The organism is Exiguobacterium sp. ZWU0009, from assembly GCF_000798935.2.
Taxonomy (GTDB): Bacteria; Bacillota; Bacilli; order Exiguobacteriales; family Exiguobacteriaceae; genus Exiguobacterium_A; species Exiguobacterium_A acetylicum.
Map to the genome: position 1 here is coordinate 1,805,447 of NZ_CP018057.1, position 17,724 is coordinate 1,823,170.

The window sequence follows — 17,724 nt, forward strand, 5'->3', positions numbered from 1 at the left end:
GCTTGAAGTGTCATTTCGAGTGATTTTGCACATATGTATATCGTTTATCTTAAAGGATATGAAGTGTCAAAATCTAGGGATTTTTTCAGAAAAAGGCAAAATGATATTTTAATCGATGAAGCAATTCATGCAGAATGTTTAATGTCTATGATAAGATTTCTTTAAACATGTATTTTTATCGTTTGTTTATATATCTTTTTAGAAAGAGGTCTAGTCATGAAGTGGCTTTCATCAAGTCTGTTCCATCGATTTTATATCTTGTTACTCTCAAATTTCTTGATTTTTGCAAGCATTGGCGCCCTAACCTTTTACTTTTCTCAAAAAGAACTCGAGCAACACCGTGCTTCATCTCAAGAAATAACACTACAAAAAACGAAAGCTCGTACGCTTTGGAATGAAGCACAGCAAGTAAATCTTCAAATTCAACAAGTTGACTTTAATGATCAATCTGATCTCAAGCAGGTCAAGCAGCGGTTGGAACGTTTTCAACGACAGGTTCAATCATTTAGTCAACGCTACTCAAATCCAGCGGACGAACGCTTTATACATCAACTCGTTCAATTTGCGAGATTTTTGGAACTGGAACTCACGTTGCAAGTACTCACGGATAATCAAAAGCTGGTTCAACAATCTGACTCCGCTATCAATGACTATTTTCGATTGATTCATGATGAAGAGCGAAAAGCGCAACAGTCACTACAACAAAGAACCGTTGAAGTTTTACGTTATGCTTTTGGTGTGATGATCATCGCTTTTTGCCTTCTCAGTTACTTGATTTTACGACTTGTGCGGTCTTTTCGAACGGACTTACTCGATCTCGTCGATCAAACGAAACAACCTGATCGATTGGAACATCATGATTTCCAGAACCGCCACGATGAGATTGGTTCACTTGGGCGATCGATGCAACAAATGACGACATTGCTCGCATTTGAACATCAGCAAACGCAAGCTGTTAATTCACAACTTCAAGAGTCTTTCTATCAACAAAAAATAATTGAGCGACAACTTCAATTTCAAAACCAGTTAGCTACTCAAATTTTACGCCATCAATCAATGTCAGGTCTTCACACTTGGCTACAAGCAATCGGTAGTCATTTTCGGGCGTCGCATATCCATTTTTCACCACAGTCGGAAAGTTTTGAACCTGTACATATCGCCTTATCAGACGAACCGACATTTGACCAAGAGCGGCTAGAGTTAGAAGCGAAGACTGAGTTAGATACATCGCTCCATCTAATCAAGAAGGAACAATCGACGTTGTGTGCTCTCCCTTTACACAGTCCGTCAAAATTCATTGGTACATTGACGTTACAATTTCATCATCGTTTCACCGAGACAATCGCACTTCAGAAAACGACACATTTATTAAATATCGGATTGATGCGGTTGCTTGATGATATCCGTATAAAAGATCATCATCAATTAATTCAACGTATCTTAAATGGTCTTCGAGAAGCTATATTGTTCGTCGATGTGACGAACACAAATATCTTTACGAATCACATGTTCCATCAATTGTTCCCGAACTGGTCACCTTCTGAAAAACAATCCGAAAACTTAGCATTCGTCATCGAAACTTTCGAACCGTTGATTCTCGAAACAGATGCGTTATATGCCTATGTCGAACAAATCAAAGCAGGCTTTGAGCACGCAACAGTCGTTCCTGCTCAGGATTTTTCAATGTCAGACGATCGTCATGTAAGACTTTATACAGAATTTTTGTCCGATCGACAAGGGATTTTATTTGTTTTTCGTGAACGTACGGTTGAAGTCAATTATGCCAAAAGGGAGCAAAATTTCATTTCGGTTTTATCTCATGAGCTACGAACGCCGCTTGCGTCCATTGAAGGGTTTAGCGAACTGATGTTACATCGGACGTTGTCTACTTCAAAACAGCGCAAATATCTAGAGACGATGCGGAGTGAGACACAGCGACTTAGTCAACTGTTAACCGAATTCCTTGATTATCAGCGACTCAGTCATCAAAAAGAATCATATCAGTTAGAATCATTTTGCATCGAACATATGCTCATTGAGTTAACGGAATGGTTGAACGTCACGACATCGACGCATCATATACAAATCGAAAGCGATGGTCCTTGCCTGATCACGGCTGATCCAGAAAAAATCCGGAGAGTCTTATTAAACCTCCTGAATAATGCAATAAAGTACTCTTCAGCCGGTTCGAACATTCAGGTCTCGTTAGCGTGCTGTGAAGCTGAAATCGTCATCACCATTAGCGATGACGGGTATGGTATTCCCAAAAAAGATCTTCCCCATCTGTTTGATCCATATTACCGCGTCGAACATGAAGATCATCTCCAAGTTCAAGGAACAGGTCTCGGTTTACCGATTTGTAAGGAAATCATTGAAGCGCACGGCGGACGGATCACCGTTCATTCAGAAATCGAAAAAGGATCCGACTTTTTTATCCGTTTACCTCGTGATGAAGAGTGGAACACAACCAATAACATGTATAAGAACAGTATGAATAATCTACAACTAGGAAGTGAAGAAAGTGGAAGCTGATTTAAATCAAATCGTTCGCTGTTTAAATCAAGATTTTAAACAGCAAAAAACTGTCTTCAGTGCAATACCCTTAAAAGAGACCAATCCCTGCATCGTCTTGATGGAAGATCACCGTAAAAGACGGATGGAGGATGCCTTGTATCAATATCCTGATTTCATCGCAGAGTTGGAATCACTCATTTATCGTTGTTTAATTGATGTCCGGGGAGCCCGTGAATCAGCCTCCCCTTCGGAGATTTTTATCTCTAAAGCCCAGCTTTATTCGCCGTATCATTATTTAGTCACCTTTTTATGAGAGGAGTCCGCCATGACTGTTCAAGAAAATACAGCATTGTTGATCATCGATGTCATCAATAAGATGGATTTCGAAGGAGCTGAGCAGTTATTGCAACAGACGCTCCCTGTCCTCGAACCACTCTCAAAATTAAAACAACATTGTAAACGTCAAAACATCCCAGTGATTTATGTCAATGATAATTTTGGTCTGTGGCAAGAGAATGTTAACCAAATCATTGATGAGTGCCGCGGTGGTCTTGGCGATGTACTCATCGAAACAATGCACCCAGAAGAGAACGATTACTTCATCATCAAGCCAAAACATTCAGGCTTTTTCGGGACCCAACTTGATATTTTATTGAAGCATTTGGAAGTATCACGTCTTATCATCACCGGTCTAACGACAGATATGTGTATCTTATTTACTGCAAACGACGCTTACATGCGTGAATATGCTATTCATGTTCCTGAAGACTGTACGGCAGCAGAAACCGCCGTTGCAAAAGATCATGCTTTAGAAATTCTCAGTTCGACATTATCTCTTGATTGCTCTTCAAGTTTAAGTTTGATGAAGGGGGAATAACGATGTTGCATTATTTTTCTGGTACGTATGAAACAGCACGCCAACGTTTCAATGAGACTTCGAAGGAAATGCTCTCTCGGTATTATCCGAAACTTATTCATGAATCACTCAAACAACAAGGATCGCTTTGTTCCGATTGGTGGCATGGGCAATCCGGTAACAATTCAACATTATTGATCCTAACGAGTGGGTTACACGGAATTGAAGGATATGCAGGGAGTGCCATGCAACTTCAATTTTTATCAGACCATATGAAACAGCTAAATACGGGAGAAGTCGATGTTTTGCTGATCCATGGTATTAATGCGTACGGGATGAAACATCATCGTAAAGAAACACATCATAACCTCAATTTAAATCGAAATGCGATTCACGATTTTTCAAAGGCAGATTTACGTAATCCAGGTTTTGATGACTTACAGTCTTTGTTCATAAAACGGTCAGGATCAGGGCGTCTTCTGGATTATGTGCCGTTTACGTTACATGTCTTATACGACTTGATTCGTCTAGGTCCACATGCTTTTTTAAAGGCTGCGACACTAGGACAATTCAAACATCCGACCGGATTCTATTATGGCGGACGTACGCCAGACGCTTACTTCTCTGACGTATTAAGTCGTCTCGTCGATACCCTATCTACTTACCGACACGTCGTGATGCTCGACTGTCATACTGGTTATGGACCAGCGGGGCAAGTCCAACTCGTCATGTCATCGGATGATCCAAGACACGCAAAGGAAGTAGAAGGATATACACATTACCCGATTGTCGATCAACCACGAGATCAACAGTTTTATGCGATTGAAGGGGAATGGTTAAACTATCTGTATCAAGAAACAAAAAAGCGCGATATCGGTTTTTTAGGTTTAACCGTAGAGTGTGGGACGCTTGGAAAACATCCTTTCGCCCTACTCCGAACATTGAAAGCAACGATTGATGAAAATCGTCTCTTTTTCAATCAAGCAGTTGCCACTCGACGGATTAGAGAGCGGTTCGATGCACTTTACATTCCTAAAAATAAACAGTGGCGACAGTCCATCTTGAATGAGACATCCTTCATTTTCAATAACATCACCGAGTGGGTCAATGAACCTAAAAACAACACTTTAATTAACCGATCACTTCAGCATAACGAAAAATAAGGTGAAAACAGGTTTGAAAGAAACTGATTAAGGTATATAACATGTGTAACTTTTATATGTTTAAAACTTAAAGGGGGTCTTTTCATGTTTCGTCATCAAAAGGAATTACAATTCGAAGTCAAGGTAGATCGACCCGATCCAAAACTTGCTCGGGCCGTGCAAGAGGTACTCGGTGGACAATTCGGTGAAATGACGGTCATGATGCAATATCTCTTCCAAGGCTTCAATTGCCGAGGCGAAGAAAAGTACAAGGATATGCTGATGGATATCGGGACGGAAGAAATCGGACACGTTGAGATGCTGTGTTCCCTTATTTCTCAATTGCTCGACGGGGCGTCACCGGATGATCAGGCAGAAGCTGCAAAAGATCCGGCGACAGCAGCAATTCTCGGGGGAATGAATCCTCAGCACCTACTTGTCAGCGGTCTCGGTGGATTGCCATCGAACGCAAACGGCATTCCATGGAACGGATCCTATATCGTCGCCAGTGGTAACTTATTGGCAGACATGCGCTCGAACTTACATGCTGAATCACAAGGTCGCCTTCAGGTCGCCCGCCTCTATCATATGACGACAGATGAAGGCGTTCGTGCTACCTTCCGTAAAATGCTCGCTCGCGACCGATATCACCAGTATCAATGGATGGCTGCGATCGAAGAACTTGAGACGAAAAACGGAATCGTCGTGCCGGCTACTTTTGCACCAGAAGACGAAATGGAAGCGCAACCGCATGCTTATGAGTTCTGGGACCTATCGGAAGGAACAGCTTCAAAAGAAGGTCGCTGGGCTCAAGGGGAAGCACAGGATGGAACTGGTGAATTCGTTCATCTAGAAAATCCTGCACCGCAAGGAAACATTCCGAACATGAAGGTACCCGCACACAAACTTCATCACGACCTAGCAGAAAAAACAGGAATGCAAAACGTTAAAGATACTGTCAAACGGATGTTACATGATAAGGAGTGAGACCGATGGCTAAATCACCACTTGCAATCCATGAAACACTCGAAATCCATGAAATCATGACGATGAAACAAGCTTGTCTCGTTAAAGCTGTTGCTGTTCGTTCTTTTGTTAAAGATGAGACGCTTGAAAAATTGATTGCTCAAGACATCAAAGATAGCGAACAAGCATTAAACGATTTACAAAGGCTATTGGCAGATCATGAAGGAGGCGGTTCTCATGAATGAAGCTCTTCAATCCATTAATCGTCCCAGTAAAAAACGAGACGAGTTGATTGCGACAGACTTCTTGATCAGCAGTAAATCACTTGTCCGTGCTTATGCTGTCGCGATTACGGAAACGGCTTCTCCTGATGTGCGGAAAGTCTTGACCGAACAACTGAACAAAGCCATTCAGACTCACGCTGCGATCGCCGGATACATGATCGATCACGATATGTATCACGCGCATGACTTGAAAAAACAATTAAAACACGATCAAGAAAAACTAGAAGTCGCTAAAGGATTATTATGACGTTCCCCCTTCCCTTCTGATCCTGAAGTGGAAGGGGTTTTCTTTCAGAATTCGTGTAAGGAGCGATCAGTCTCATGATTGACATCAATCACATTCAAATCAAACAAAGTGGAGAAACCGTTTGTCTCACCTGGGAAGGGACAAGTAACGTCCGTCTCTTATTAAATGGTAGACCCTGTTTCATTCAAAACTCGAATAGCTATCAAACGGAGACACTTCCTTTATTTGAGCCTTTGTCATTCGAACTGATCGATTCAGATTCGAAGACACGCATCGTCACCGCGCTTGTTTCAAGTACGGATGATTTGTTCTGGAACCGAAAAATGACTGTCCTGATCCAACAAGATCATGCTGTACGACTGTTATGGGGTGAAATTCCAGAAGTATCGCATTATACGGTATTTCAAGATGGACATCGGTTAGGTCAAACTATGATACCCGAGTGGCAAGGAACGATTGACCCTGAACGGTTTACACGTTTCGAAATCCGGGTGTTACGTCCCATTTCTAGAAAATCGATGCCGTTCGCACGGACAATCGAGAAGTTCGCCCGCGTTACGAATCAGATAAAACAAGAACAAGACCGGGAACGAGAATTTGAACAGTTCGTGCTCTATTTTTCTTTGTACCCACTATCCGCTTCACATATGAAGGTTTCTTCATACCGATTACGTGTACTGACGTTCATTGCTCCTCCGATTCTCGTGAATCCGAATCCGTTTTCTCCGCATCGATATTTTGAAGGCGATGCGCGACAATATTCGCCTTTTTCTAAAGAGTATCGCACCTTTACAGAAGTCCTGACATGTAGTGGTGAAACTACTCATCAACTATCAAAACAAGCAAATCCTACCCGCTCTTTTGATGCTCGCCATCAGTTATATCGAGAAGATGTTGCCTCGACACAGCGGGTCTATTTATCAAATCAATCACCAACTCGGTATACACTCCACCATTCTGTCGGTAATCCGCTCGTCGTCTCACCTAACATCGACTACGAGATCAAGGTGGCACATCGTTCAAATCTTTGGCGTATCGCAGGAACACATCTCCAATCACCGCATCATGAAGTGTACTTAGATGAAGGGGACGATTGTTTCGAGACGATTCACCAAGCCCATGATTTAGGTTTAAGTTTTCTCGGCGATCCGCTGCCGAGTTGTCACTGGTTACATGTGATGAATCAATGAACAGAGAGAAAGCCGCGACCGATTCGTCGCGGCTTTTCATATTTAGTCGTGAAATCGAGCACGTGTCTCCGGAGACGGCAGTGCACACTGCTGTTTTTGCCCGAACCAACGATGGCGATTATTTGCAACGAAGTCATAGACACGATCCCGAAGTCGACGTGGAACAATCCGAAGTATACTTAACAGATGCCACCCACCTCTTAAATGACCGGCAATCCGTAACGCAGCATCGGATTTAATATACGGTACACCTCGGTCAATCACAACGACACTGTCGATCGTTTCCGGGAGATGATGGCGCCTTACGAGTTCTTGCCCCGTCTCCCCTTGCAATGAAGCAAAGTCATGGTACCCTTGATCTCGCTTTAAGATGAACTGGACACTCGCGTCACAGAGATTACATTCCCCGTCAAATAAGACGATTGCTTTCATGATTGATTCATCCTTCCCTATCTGTTTAACGAATAATTTCGTACACTTTTTCTTTACCACACTTTAGGTCAAAACATGCATTTAATCAGTATGTTAAATCATGATAACGCTTTTGTTCATTGTCTTTCTTACGTTATACTGGTTTTGTAAACATTTGGAACCGTTCATTTATTTGAATGTATCTATGTAAAGGAGCGTACATATGACGAAACGACCGATTGCCATCGTGACCGGTGCCAGTCAGACACGCGACATCGGAGCTGCCATTTGCCGCCAGCTTGCCTCGTCCGGACATGACTTGGTCTTTACTTATTTTAAAGCAACAGCGGATTGGGCGGCTAGTTTTACGACCGAACTCGAAAATCAAGGTGCCCGCGTCCTTGCGATCGAGCTAGATTTAGGTCAAGCAGATGCTGCTGACGATTTATTCGCACGCATTGAAGACTTTGGAACACCAAGCATCCTGATCAACAACGCTGCCCATTCGACGATGACGGATTGGAAAACGCTTGATGCAAAAAGTCTCGATCAACACTATGCCGTCAATCTCCGGGCACCGCTGTTGCTTGCGACACGTTTCACGAAACGATTCGCTGAAGCACATCTAACGTCCGGTCGTATCATTCAACTGACATCGGGACAAGATCTCGGTCCGATGCCTGACGAGATTGCTTACGCTACGACAAAAGGTGCCTTGTCGACATTTACAAAGACTTACGCGGCAGCCGTAGTACCGCTTGGCATCACCGTTAATGCGGTCAATCCGGGTCCGACAGACTCGACTTGGATGGATGAAGCAACACGGACAGCGCTTAAACCTAGTTTTCCATTCGGGCGAATCGGTGCGCCAGAAGACGTCGCACGATTGATCCAATTCCTCGTGAGTCCTGACGGTGACTGGGTGACCGGACAGATCATTCATTCCGAAGGCGGCTTTGAACGCTGAACATGGAGAACATAAAATCCCCCCTGATTTTTACATCAGGGGGGATTTTTGCGTTATCGAAAAACCGGACCCAGTTCCGTCAAAAAATCGTTCCAGGCTGTTTGATGCAACTCGCTATAGAGTTCTGGCATTTGGTCTCTTTCAAAAAAAGTAATATCGAGTGATTCATCGGAATCAATCGTCAATTGCCCCCCATTGATTCGGCAAACGAAAAAATGGACGATCGGTTGAGCGACATCCCCGTTTGGATACATCTCTTCGTACTTCGAATAGACACCACTCAAACGTTCAATCGTGACATGAAAACCGGTCTCTTCAAAAATCTCACGCTGTGCGGCTTCGACAATTGACTCTCCCAGTTCCAGTGCGCCGCCGGGAAAGCCCCATGCTTGTTGCTCTCGCCGTTTTTGAAGAAGAATGCGCCCCTCCTCGTCGAAGACGATGCCACCCGCAAAGTTCAACATCACTTTTTCTTGACCGACCTTACTGCGAAGAAAACGTATGTAGTCCATCTGTCGCCCCTTGAAGTTTGACGTGCTTCAGCCATGCAATCAGTTGCTTGATCATGGCATCGGTCACGGTATGGTTGACACCTGGAAAAACGTCTAATACGGTCGTTTGCGCCATACCTGCTTGAACAGCTGTCCCGTGATAAAACTGCTGGATCGATAGTGGAATGATGTCATCGGCATCGCCGTGCAGGAGCAATCGCGGACGCTCATCCATCACACTGATCGGATCGAGCTTCCATGGTACATCCTCCTGTTTGATGGCAGGTCGCCCGTCACGAACGCGGAATTGACGTTCCGCTTCAAGATAGGCACCGCCCCCATTGATCGCAACAAGCGCTTTAATCGCCTGACGTGCCATGATTCCATGGGCAATGAACCCACCCATCGAGACGCCGATTGCCATCACATCTGAAACATGCCAGCCTGATTGTTCGATGATAGCTGTCGCTTCCGTAATCGATTGTTCGACGACCGTCCAAAAATAGGTCGTCGTTACTTCTTTATCGTAAGGGTCATCAAACGGTTCTCGTTGATCATGTCGAACGAGTTCCGGAATGAAGACATCGTATCCTTCGTCAGCGAGTTGCTCAGCAAACGCTAGATAAGAAACAGCTGTCCCACCCCAACCATGATAGAGCAGGATGGCTCCTGTTGGTTGAGAGGATCGGACGATATGGACATGAAAATCAAGCTTCATTTTTTAGCTTCTCCTGATTCAAGCGGACGATCGTTCTCGCGAAGTCATCTTCCGGTAATCGTTGTCCGTTCTCAAGAAACGGTTTCCAGTACGGTCGAATCTTAAATAGCGAGACCGTATCACGATAGACTGTTCGGCGGACGATTTGTTTTGTCGTCAACGGCAATCCGTTCTCGCTTTCGACCTGAATGCCACAGATCTGACCACCAATCGATTTTCCGTTCAAAAGTTTTAATTGCGCGACTTCTCCTAGAAAACTGATCGTCGGTTGTGTGACGACGGCGTGCACGACTTCTGACTTCACACGCCGTAATACCGTTTTTTCGATGACGACGGAAAGTCCAAGATAAACAGCTTGGTTGATAATATACGCACCGATTCGTCGTTTGGTCGTTGAATGCATGAATGGTCCTCCTTATACGTTAAAATAGACGACAGCGCCGAGTCCACTGACCGCAATCAGGTAAAAGACGATCGCGAGTCGCTTGTTTGCGGCAGAGATATCCTTTCGGACGAGGATCTTACTATACCGAAACGTCAAAAATGCGAACACGAGCAATGCCAAAATTAATAATGGTGCCATTTGATTCCCCCCTCTTCTTTTTTATTCTACATCATTTCTGGTTTCGAATTGTTATATTTTACAAGTAAAGTGGTATATGCTTGATCCATATGTAATCAATCCAACAATGAAATGAGGTTTACATGTTGAACACTACAACAATTTGCTGTCTTGTTGAGTCGAAGACGCCTAGTTATCTTGTTCGGGAACTGCCGCCGCTTGGCATCCATGACGTCCACGTCCGCACCTTAGCCGGTGCCATCAGTATTGGTGCCGAACTTCCCCAATGGCTGGAACAGGATATAACCGAAACCGTTTATGATTATCCACTCGAGACCGGATATGAAAGTTACGGCGAAGTGATTGCTGTTGGTGACGCGGTCCAAATCGTCAAGCCGGGTGATCGGATCGTCAGCTTCTATGGACATCAAGATCAAGCGATCGTTCCTGAATCGAAGGTCATCCCGGTTCCTGCTCACATTTCACCGCGTGAAGCTTTACTTCTGATCCTGTCTTGCGACGCGGCAAAAGGCGTCCGAAAGCTGACATTGACGCCCGATTCTAGCGTCTTAGTTTCTGGAATGGGTACGCTCGGTTTTCTGACGGTACATTACTTACGGCATTACTTTGATGTTTGTCAGATTGATATCATCGAGCCGCTTACGTCCCGAGCGGAGTTAGCGCGTCAATTAGGTGCACGTGTTGTCACACCGGGTTCAAGTATGTATGACGCCGCCATCGAATGTTCCGGACGTCAAGCGGCCTTTGCCGAGCTTCAATCCGCTGTCCGTCCTCATGGTTCAATCTGCGTCTTATCGGACGGCAACCGGGAAGCCTTGGCGTTGACGCCCGCTTTTCACGCGAAAGAACTTCAGATCGTTGCATCGAGTGACGGCTGGGACTACCGCAAGCACGCAGACTGGCTCTTTGCAGACGAGCGTCACGCGACATTGCCCGCTTTGTTCGAACACGAGACTTCGTTTTCGGAGCTCGCCAGTTGCTTCGCTGCCTTGATGGAAACACCAGATCTCCCGATTAAAGTATTCGTTGATTATGAGCAGACGAGCTGAACACCGTTCGGATCCGTACCTACTAGCGATACGTCGGAAAAGACTGCTTCTTGCAAGACGGTCTTCTCTCCGCGGACGGTTTGGATTTGTGACATCGGTTGATCGAACAGTTTCGCTAAATCCGCCTCTAATCCTTCTCGTGGCGTCGCCAGAACGAGACGCTCAAGTGTCGTTCCATCAGTATCCGCAATCGCATCTTCATGGATTTGCAGTTCAATCCGTAATCCGTATGGTGTCTGCAAGAACGTCCGACGCTCGTTCGCTTGGACCGTGAACGATAACGTTTCTGCGCGGTCGAGAATCGCTTGCACGTCACCAGGCTGAATCAAAAATCCGATGTGATCGAAGCGAACCGTTTTTCCGAATCCGATCGTCACGTTGACCGCCCCCCGTTTCATTTCGATGATTCGGAATAAAATTTGATCCGCTCGAAAATCATTCCATGACAGAGGTGGATTAAACGAAGAAAATTCTCCGTCCTTCTTCCCGATGCGCTGGGAAACGTGAAACCCGCGTGCCGTGTACCAGGCTTCTGTTTCTTCCAAATGTGGTGTCCAGATATGGTAGTGAAATAGCATTTACATACACTCCTTTTCGTTGTTCCAATCGTTCCACGTCATCACTTCGACTTGGTTCGATTCATTCAAGTACTGTCGTAATAACGGGAGGTGCGCAGCACCGTACAAACAGACGATTCGCTCGTTCGTCTGAGCGAGTTGCAGTAAACGATTTGTGATCTTTTGATTGCGGACTTGCCAGTAGCGTTCGATCCAAATCCGCCCGCTTTCCAGTCGTTCGATTTGATCATAGATTCTAGCCGACGCTGCAATCGTTTCTTCAGCGTGCAATCGGTCGAGCCATTCGGAGAAGGATAACTGCTCCATCGCGTGCTCTAACTGTTCTGTCCGCTTCATCTCAGCCGCGACGATCGTCTCAAAGGCTTCCGGATGATGTGAACGGACGATTCCTAAATCCGGTACGCCAGGTACGACTTCGTTCCAATCGACCCCATGGAGATGTGCTAATCCTGCCATCCGGGCTAAGCGAAAACCAATTTGTTGCCGTTCATTATCAGCTAAGTCGCTCTCGGATTGACAGGTTTCATATGTATGTTGCAAATCATTCATGCGTTCGGCTACCGTCTCAAGAGCAACGCCTGTCGGTCGAAATGCGTTCAATCGAGCAACGACTTCTTGGATTTCTCGTTGCCGTCGTTCTGATCTGACATCAAATATCGACGGACGAATCAGATCTCCATTGGCCGGGCGATCGAGATGGAACATGCCTAGCAGTAAAATCTGAGGTTTCATCTACCCCCCTCCTTTTCCTGATTTTACCTTATATTTGGTAAGGGAAGCGACTTTTACCTATCATGAATTTACGTTCCTATTCAACAAATACTCATATAAGGAGGTTCCGATGAAAAAGATATTTGTCATTGTGTTCATTGGATTTTTATTCGGATGCAGTCAAACCGGTACAGAGGACGAAGCTAGTTATGCCATGATCGTCATTGTGAATAACAAAGAGTATAACGGAACAGAAGCAGAATTGGATGCATCTAAGCAACAAGGAGAAAAAATTAGCACGATACTAAAGAAAACAAAAGCATATGAAATGCCCCAAGCGAACAGTCAATCGAATCTTTTTTCAGTCGGGTCCACCATCTATTCTGTTAAAGGAACAGAAGATTTTATCATCGTAAAAGACAAAGAAAATAAAAAATGGCTTTTACAAAAGGTAAGAGATATCAAAAACCATTTGAATTAATGAGGTACTTAACACTTTTAACGTGGTACCTCTTTAGAAGTACTAACAGCGGAGATGTTTTGTACTTTTACACGAGGTATGGTGAGAAGAATTTAGAAAGGAGACAGATGGCGCCATCTGTCTCCTTTCTTTTATCCTGTTAAGCTTGATTTGACGAGCAAGATCTTACCACTTTCCTCAGCATCGATATAAGAAACGGCTTGCACATCGAGATGGATATCACGACCGAATAAACGGTATAGCCGTTCCATCAGAAGTCGTTCGTCTGATTGACTGAACCGCTCTGCGTCCGGAACGTAGTAAATCGATACGCTATCCGGCGTCATTTGAACATATTGAATGCGTTCGATACTGTTTGGTAAGTGTTTGACGAGACTTGACAGTTGCGCCTCAAAAATCTTCTGCCCATCCGGTTTTTGGATGAAGGCGCGTCCTCTTCCGTCAATTGAATCAATGATTGGTCCTGGATGACCGCACGAACAGGTGCGTTGACTGAGCGTCATCCGATCGCCGACACGGTAGCGAATGAGTGGCGTCCCATGTGTATCAAAACTCGTCACGAGAATCTCCCCGTCTGTATCGAGTTCGATGATCCCCATCTCATGATGCAGATGTTTTTGACCTTACCGACATTCCGAAACGATTGGTGCCCCTTCAGACGATGCATATTGATCAAAAACTAGTCCGTGAAACACTTCTTCGATGACTTGGCGCTCTTCCGCATCGATCCGTTCAGCCGTTGGAAAAATCGCAATCGGTTGACACGTCAAGCGGATCCCTTCTCACTTCGCGAACCGGGCGAGCTCAATCATCGCTGACGGAAGACCATCGATCGTTTCTGGTTGAAAACGTTCGATGGCTTCAAGATACGCTGCCATCGTCCGTGGAGACAATCGTTTTACCGTGAACAAGAGCTGATTCGCCGCATGCCACGGTAGACACCGTGGGTCGCCTTGAAATAATCCAGATGGGCCATGCGAATTTGCATATCCGGTATCGTATATCGTACTTGCAGTGACATGCCTGTCGTTCCGCCCGTTTTCCCTATGATTGATGCAGGAATGTCCGTTTGAATTTCCGCCATCTTCGTTCGTAATGTTTCTTTTGATAATACAGGGATGTTTTTTAGTTCTGATAAGTCTTTGAACGGTAGGCGAATGCCATGTGAAGTGAAGAGCTGATGGTAATAGGGACTGTGTTCCGTACAGAAGTGAAGGAAGTCATTTAAACGATCAAGTTGTTCCGCTTTGACGTCGATCGTCGTATGTTCTCGTTCGAGGAGCATCCGGAACCGTTCTTGATAGGCCGGTCCATAACGTTCGCGATGCAATTGATACCCATAGAGGGTTGTGAAGAGGTGCTGGAGAAATAGAGGAGAGCGATTGTAGATCTGCTCTTTGATACCCATGTCATCACGTCCTTTCGCAAGGGAAGTAACGGTTTCGATGTCTCTACGATAGCCTATGTACCTGACAAGAATATGACAAAAATAAGGGAACATGCATCCTGACAAATTACTATCGCCTTGGACAGGTCAGACGATCATCGCTCTATTATACTAAAAACAAGGAGGTGACAAGATGTGGCTCGAATCAATTCAACGCGTCATTGACTATATCGAAGATCATTTAGAAGATTCGCTCGATCTCAACGTTTTGACAAGGGTGGCGCAGATGCAAACGTATCCTTTACAACGGACGTTTTCGTTACTTGCGATGATGACCTTACCGGAATACATCCGCGGGCGACGTCTGACGCTCGCTGCCCAACAATTGACACAGACGGACGAAAAAATCATCGATCTCGCCTTACGTTTTGGTTATGAGACGCCGGAAGCTTTCACAAAAGCTTTCAAACGTCAGCATGGTTGTTCGCCGACGTTGATGCGAAACGAGCGACGTCCGATTCACGCCTATAACCGCCTGAGTATTCAGGTGACTTTGAAAGGACTGAAGCAAATGGATTACCAACTCATCGAACGACCGGCTTTACAGATTTCAGGATGGCGCAAACATTTCCCGACGCAAGATGGCGCCCAACAGCAACTGATTCCGTTGTTTTGGAATGATGTGAATCGTTCTGGTCAAGACGCGATTTTGTTCAAACAAAACGATGGAAAGATCGAAGGTGTGATTGGTGTCTGCTCCAATTTCACCGAAGCATCAATGGATTATTGGATCGCGACAACGACAACGGAAGTCCTGCCCGGTCAAGAGACGATGACGATTCCGGCGAGTCTTTGGGCGACGTTTCCGGTCGTTGGTCCGATGCCGCATGCCATTCAAGAGATTTGGCAGCGTATCTATCAAGAGTGGCTCCCATCGCATGGATATGATCCTCTGCCTCACGCTGAACTCGAAGTGTATTCGGTAGGCGACCCGTCTGCCGCCGATTATCAATCTGCCATCTGGATTCCGGTGCGTCCGCGCGACTGATAATTTCAGGACATACGAAAAGGCGAAATCATCGGTGGTCTCGCCTTTTACGTTGTACGTCATGCATACTGTTGTTTAATCAGTAACGTTTTGCCACTGATTTCTTTCGGTATTTCGGGTACCGCGCGCATGACGACATTCAATTGTCCGTCAAACAGTCGGTCAAGAACGAAAAAGAGTTTTTTCTCATGTTCTTTCTCAAAACATCGTTCATCCGGAACATACAATAATACAATCTCGTCCCGCGTCTCTTGAATGTATTGCACGCGTTCGATACAGTTCGGGAACGCTCGAACGATTCCCGCGAGCTCCCCTTCAAAAACACGATGTCCGTTTCTGAGTTGAATGAAGCTTCTCCCTCGACCATCAATCGAAGCGATGATTGGACCTTGATGACCGCACGGACACGTTTCCTGACTGAGCGTCATCCGATCGCCGACGCGGTAACGGACGAGTGGTGTCCCGTGTGTATCAAAACTCGTCACGAGAATTTCTCCATCCTCATCGCGTTCAATGATTCCCATCTCATAATGTAAATGTTTTTTCCCATACGGACATTCGGCGACGATCGGTGCCCCTTCTGAAGACGCATACTGGTCATAGATCGGTGCATGGAAGACGTCTTCGACGAGTGCTCGTTCTTCTGCTGTCATCATCTCTGCCGTCGGGAAAATCGCTTTCGGTCGGAACGTACAGGTCATCCCATATTTTTTAGCATATCGTGCGACTTCAATCATTCCTGAAGGCAAACCATCAATCGATTCCGGCTGAAACCGATTCAGTTGTTCAATGTATGCAGCAGCGGTTTTCGGATTGATATTTTTGATCGAGAACAGCATCTGATTGATGACTTTGTTCGTCCGCCAGTAGACCGGTGCCTTTTGTTGCGGCGAAGCGAGAGTTTGACCGGTAAAACTTGCACGGCGCATTCCTTGATCGACTCCATGGGTCCACTTGAAGAAATCGAGGTGTGCCATCCGGATTTGCATATCTTCCTTTGTATAATGCACTTGAATCGATTTACCAGTCGTCCCGCCCGTTTTTCCGAGAATCGGGGCATGGACGTGCGCATGGACATCTTCATTTTGTTGCCGTAAGATTTCTTTCGTTAAAGGGGGAATCTGCTTTAGCTCGTCAATCGATTTTAAAGGGAGCTCTAATCTGATAGAAGAAAACAATTCCTGATAGTATGGACTATGCGTTTGGCAAAAAGAAAGGAAGTCGTTTAATCGATGCAACTGTTCTGCTCGAACGTCAATCGGTCGTCCTAACTTCTGTTTCAGTTCTTGTAAGCGTTGCTGGTAAGTTGCACCGTATCGTTCGTGGAACAGACGGCGTCCTTGTAACGTCGTCAACAAGTTTTGAATGAAGATTGGTGAGTGAAAGTAGATCGATTCTTTAAGCTGCATGATGTCACTCCTTCCATAGTTAGACCACCTTTTACTGATACTTTCATCTTATTTCCAGTCGCTGCCCATCTCAATTAGTTCTTCGTGAATAAACTTAGCTTTTATTTTCATGGCGATTTATTTTAATGAACTCTAATTCACGAACATCTTCTTACCGATTCTTGAACTTACAACTTTTCTTCCCTCACAAAAAATCCGATCGACGAAGAGAAGTTCCTTCATCAATCGGATTCATAGTAGGGTCCTTACGATTTTGCGACTTTTTGTAACATTTGACATCCGTAAGCCCGCAATTTTATCGCTTCGAGTACGAGCGACATCTGTTGCTGATCCAATCGTTCAATCAGCTCGATGATCGTGATCGTCGTTCGTCCATTATACAGTTGAACGATCAAGTGAATGATTGCTTCTAACGCTGGATTCGGATAGGGTTCAGCTAGAAATTCACGGTCAAAAAACTCGCCACTATCCGGGAAAAAGTAATCCGAAAATCGTTCGAGCACTTGTGGCTGTCCTGTCGCAAGGTACAGCATCGAGACCATCGCTGCATCTTCCCGGTGTTTCGGCTTTAAGCGTCTCCACAACAGATCGAATCGTCGTTCATGTCCCTCTTGCATGAATTGTATCGTCTGCATGGTTGAAGCCCCCTTTATTTTCATTCTTCCTGTTGGTTCTCTATATTCATCTATTCC

Annotated in this window: 25 protein-coding genes; 12 read left to right on the forward strand and 13 right to left on the reverse strand. The window is 45.1% G+C overall.

From position 1 onward, the window contains the following. The first annotated feature begins 216 nt into the window (after positions 1-216). The 8 genes from L985_RS09590 to L985_RS09625 all read left to right on the forward strand — a co-directional run bounded on the left by L985_RS09590 (position 217) and on the right by L985_RS09625 (position 7,199). On the forward strand, positions 217-2,532 hold the full coding sequence (locus L985_RS09590) for a sensor histidine kinase (RefSeq protein ID WP_047394822.1): 2,316 nt from the start codon (positions 217-219) through the stop codon (positions 2,530-2,532). Further along, on the forward strand, positions 2,522-2,827 hold the full coding sequence (locus L985_RS09595; protein ID WP_029341883.1) for a hypothetical protein: 306 nt from the start codon (positions 2,522-2,524) through the stop codon (positions 2,825-2,827). The genes L985_RS09590 and L985_RS09595 overlap by 11 nt, the downstream gene beginning before the upstream one ends. Before the next feature lie 12 nt (positions 2,828-2,839). After that, positions 2,840-3,391 carry a cysteine hydrolase family protein gene (locus L985_RS09600; RefSeq protein WP_029341884.1) on the forward strand — a complete coding sequence of 184 codons (552 nt, stop codon included), beginning with the start codon at positions 2,840-2,842 and terminating at the stop codon, positions 3,389-3,391. Positions 3,392-3,393: 2 nt separating this feature from the next. After that, on the forward strand, positions 3,394-4,533 hold the full coding sequence (locus L985_RS09605) for a M14 family metallopeptidase (RefSeq protein WP_047394825.1): 1,140 nt from the start codon (positions 3,394-3,396) through the stop codon (positions 4,531-4,533). Between the two features lie 84 nt (positions 4,534-4,617). After that, the gene (locus tag L985_RS09610; RefSeq protein WP_029341886.1) at positions 4,618-5,499 is read left to right on the forward strand and encodes a manganese catalase; all 882 of its coding nucleotides are present in this window, start codon (positions 4,618-4,620) and stop codon (positions 5,497-5,499) included. A gap of 5 nt (positions 5,500-5,504) precedes the next feature. Further along, a complete protein-coding gene (locus L985_RS09615) occupies positions 5,505-5,723 on the forward strand; it encodes a hypothetical protein (RefSeq protein ID WP_029341887.1) in 219 nt (72 codons plus the stop codon). Then, on the forward strand, positions 5,716-6,009 hold the full coding sequence (locus tag L985_RS09620; RefSeq protein ID WP_029341888.1) for a spore coat protein: 294 nt from the start codon (positions 5,716-5,718) through the stop codon (positions 6,007-6,009). Before L985_RS09615 ends, L985_RS09620 begins: the two co-directional genes overlap by 8 nt. A 74-nt stretch (positions 6,010-6,083) precedes the next feature. Further along, positions 6,084-7,199: a hypothetical protein gene (locus tag L985_RS09625; RefSeq protein ID WP_047394829.1), complete on the forward strand. Its 1,116-nt coding sequence runs from the start codon at positions 6,084-6,086 to the stop codon at positions 7,197-7,199. Positions 7,200-7,241: 42 nt separating this feature from the next. Here L985_RS09625 and L985_RS09630 read toward each other — a convergent pair whose 3' ends face one another. Next, entirely contained in the window at positions 7,242-7,631 is a 390-nt protein-coding gene (locus L985_RS09630; protein ID WP_029341890.1) for a thiol-disulfide oxidoreductase DCC family protein, read from the reverse strand. A 202-nt stretch (positions 7,632-7,833) separates the two neighbouring features. Here L985_RS09630 and L985_RS09635 point away from each other — a divergent pair, with 202 nt between their 5' ends. Then, positions 7,834-8,577, forward strand: coding sequence for an SDR family oxidoreductase (locus tag L985_RS09635; RefSeq protein ID WP_047394832.1), 744 nt, complete (start codon positions 7,834-7,836; stop codon positions 8,575-8,577). Positions 8,578-8,630: 53 nt separating this feature from the next. Here the strand turns inward: L985_RS09635 and L985_RS09640 are convergent, their stop codons facing one another. Genes L985_RS09640 through L985_RS16975 form a run of 4 tightly spaced genes read right to left on the reverse strand, consistent with a single transcriptional unit; the run spans position 8,631 to position 10,369 of the window. Next, entirely contained in the window at positions 8,631-9,089 is a 459-nt protein-coding gene (locus L985_RS09640; RefSeq protein WP_029341892.1) for an NUDIX hydrolase, read from the reverse strand. After that, entirely contained in the window at positions 9,061-9,786 is a 726-nt protein-coding gene (locus L985_RS09645) for an alpha/beta fold hydrolase (protein WP_052169480.1), read from the reverse strand. Before L985_RS09645 ends, L985_RS09640 begins: the two co-directional genes overlap by 29 nt. After that, entirely contained in the window at positions 9,776-10,189 is a 414-nt protein-coding gene (locus L985_RS09650) for an RDD family protein (protein WP_029341894.1), read from the reverse strand. Before L985_RS09650 ends, L985_RS09645 begins: the two co-directional genes overlap by 11 nt. A 12-nt stretch (positions 10,190-10,201) precedes the next feature. Next, positions 10,202-10,369 carry a hypothetical protein gene (locus L985_RS16975; RefSeq protein ID WP_156323149.1) on the reverse strand — a complete coding sequence of 56 codons (168 nt, stop codon included), beginning with the start codon at positions 10,367-10,369 and terminating at the stop codon, positions 10,202-10,204. Positions 10,370-10,494: 125 nt separating this feature from the next. On the opposite strand from L985_RS16975, the gene L985_RS09655 reads away from it, so the two are divergent. Further along, the gene (locus tag L985_RS09655; RefSeq protein WP_148662032.1) at positions 10,495-11,418 is read left to right on the forward strand and encodes a zinc-dependent alcohol dehydrogenase; all 924 of its coding nucleotides are present in this window, start codon (positions 10,495-10,497) and stop codon (positions 11,416-11,418) included. On the opposite strand, the gene L985_RS09660 is transcribed toward L985_RS09655, so the two are convergent. Continuing rightward, positions 11,400-11,996 (reverse strand): glyoxalase/bleomycin resistance/dioxygenase family protein, encoded by a 597-nt coding sequence (locus L985_RS09660; RefSeq protein ID WP_029341896.1) that lies wholly within the window; start codon positions 11,994-11,996, stop codon positions 11,400-11,402. The two genes, L985_RS09655 and L985_RS09660, sit on opposite strands and share 19 nt — an antisense overlap. Continuing rightward, entirely contained in the window at positions 11,997-12,728 is a 732-nt protein-coding gene (locus tag L985_RS09665; RefSeq protein WP_047394836.1) for a DUF5694 domain-containing protein, read from the reverse strand. It abuts the gene before it with no gap. A 109-nt stretch (positions 12,729-12,837) separates the two neighbouring features. Between L985_RS09665 and L985_RS09670 the strand changes: the two genes are divergently transcribed. Further along, positions 12,838-13,188, forward strand: a complete 351-nt coding sequence (locus L985_RS09670; protein WP_029341898.1) for a hypothetical protein — start codon at positions 12,838-12,840, stop codon at positions 13,186-13,188. A 131-nt stretch (positions 13,189-13,319) separates the two neighbouring features. Here L985_RS09670 and L985_RS17160 read toward each other — a convergent pair whose 3' ends face one another. From L985_RS17160 to L985_RS17170, 4 genes are read right to left on the reverse strand one after another with little or no spacing between them, the layout of a single operon-like run. Further along, complete coding sequence (locus L985_RS17160) at positions 13,320-13,787, reverse strand: phenylacetate--CoA ligase family protein (protein ID WP_231925626.1); 468 nt, start codon at positions 13,785-13,787, stop codon at positions 13,320-13,322. Between the two features lie 24 nt (positions 13,788-13,811). After that, positions 13,812-13,958: a hypothetical protein gene (locus tag L985_RS17165; RefSeq protein ID WP_231925627.1), complete on the reverse strand. Its 147-nt coding sequence runs from the start codon at positions 13,956-13,958 to the stop codon at positions 13,812-13,814. A 12-nt stretch (positions 13,959-13,970) separates the two neighbouring features. Beyond that, positions 13,971-14,099, reverse strand: coding sequence for a hypothetical protein (locus tag L985_RS17210; RefSeq protein WP_256375353.1), 129 nt, complete (start codon positions 14,097-14,099; stop codon positions 13,971-13,973). Further along, positions 14,087-14,596, reverse strand: a complete 510-nt coding sequence (locus L985_RS17170; protein ID WP_235609827.1) for a hypothetical protein — start codon at positions 14,594-14,596, stop codon at positions 14,087-14,089. Before L985_RS17170 ends, L985_RS17210 begins: the two co-directional genes overlap by 13 nt. A gap of 172 nt (positions 14,597-14,768) precedes the next feature. On the opposite strand from L985_RS17170, the gene L985_RS09680 reads away from it, so the two are divergent. Next, positions 14,769-15,623, forward strand: a complete 855-nt coding sequence (locus L985_RS09680) for an AraC family transcriptional regulator (protein WP_047394838.1) — start codon at positions 14,769-14,771, stop codon at positions 15,621-15,623. Between the two features lie 59 nt (positions 15,624-15,682). Here the strand turns inward: L985_RS09680 and L985_RS09685 are convergent, their stop codons facing one another. After that, positions 15,683-17,032: a phenylacetate--CoA ligase family protein gene (locus L985_RS09685; protein ID WP_047394842.1), complete on the reverse strand. Its 1,350-nt coding sequence runs from the start codon at positions 17,030-17,032 to the stop codon at positions 15,683-15,685. A gap of 245 nt (positions 17,033-17,277) precedes the next feature. After that, entirely contained in the window at positions 17,278-17,667 is a 390-nt protein-coding gene (locus L985_RS09690; RefSeq protein WP_029341901.1) for a hypothetical protein, read from the reverse strand. Positions 17,668-17,724: the final 57 nt, after the last annotated feature.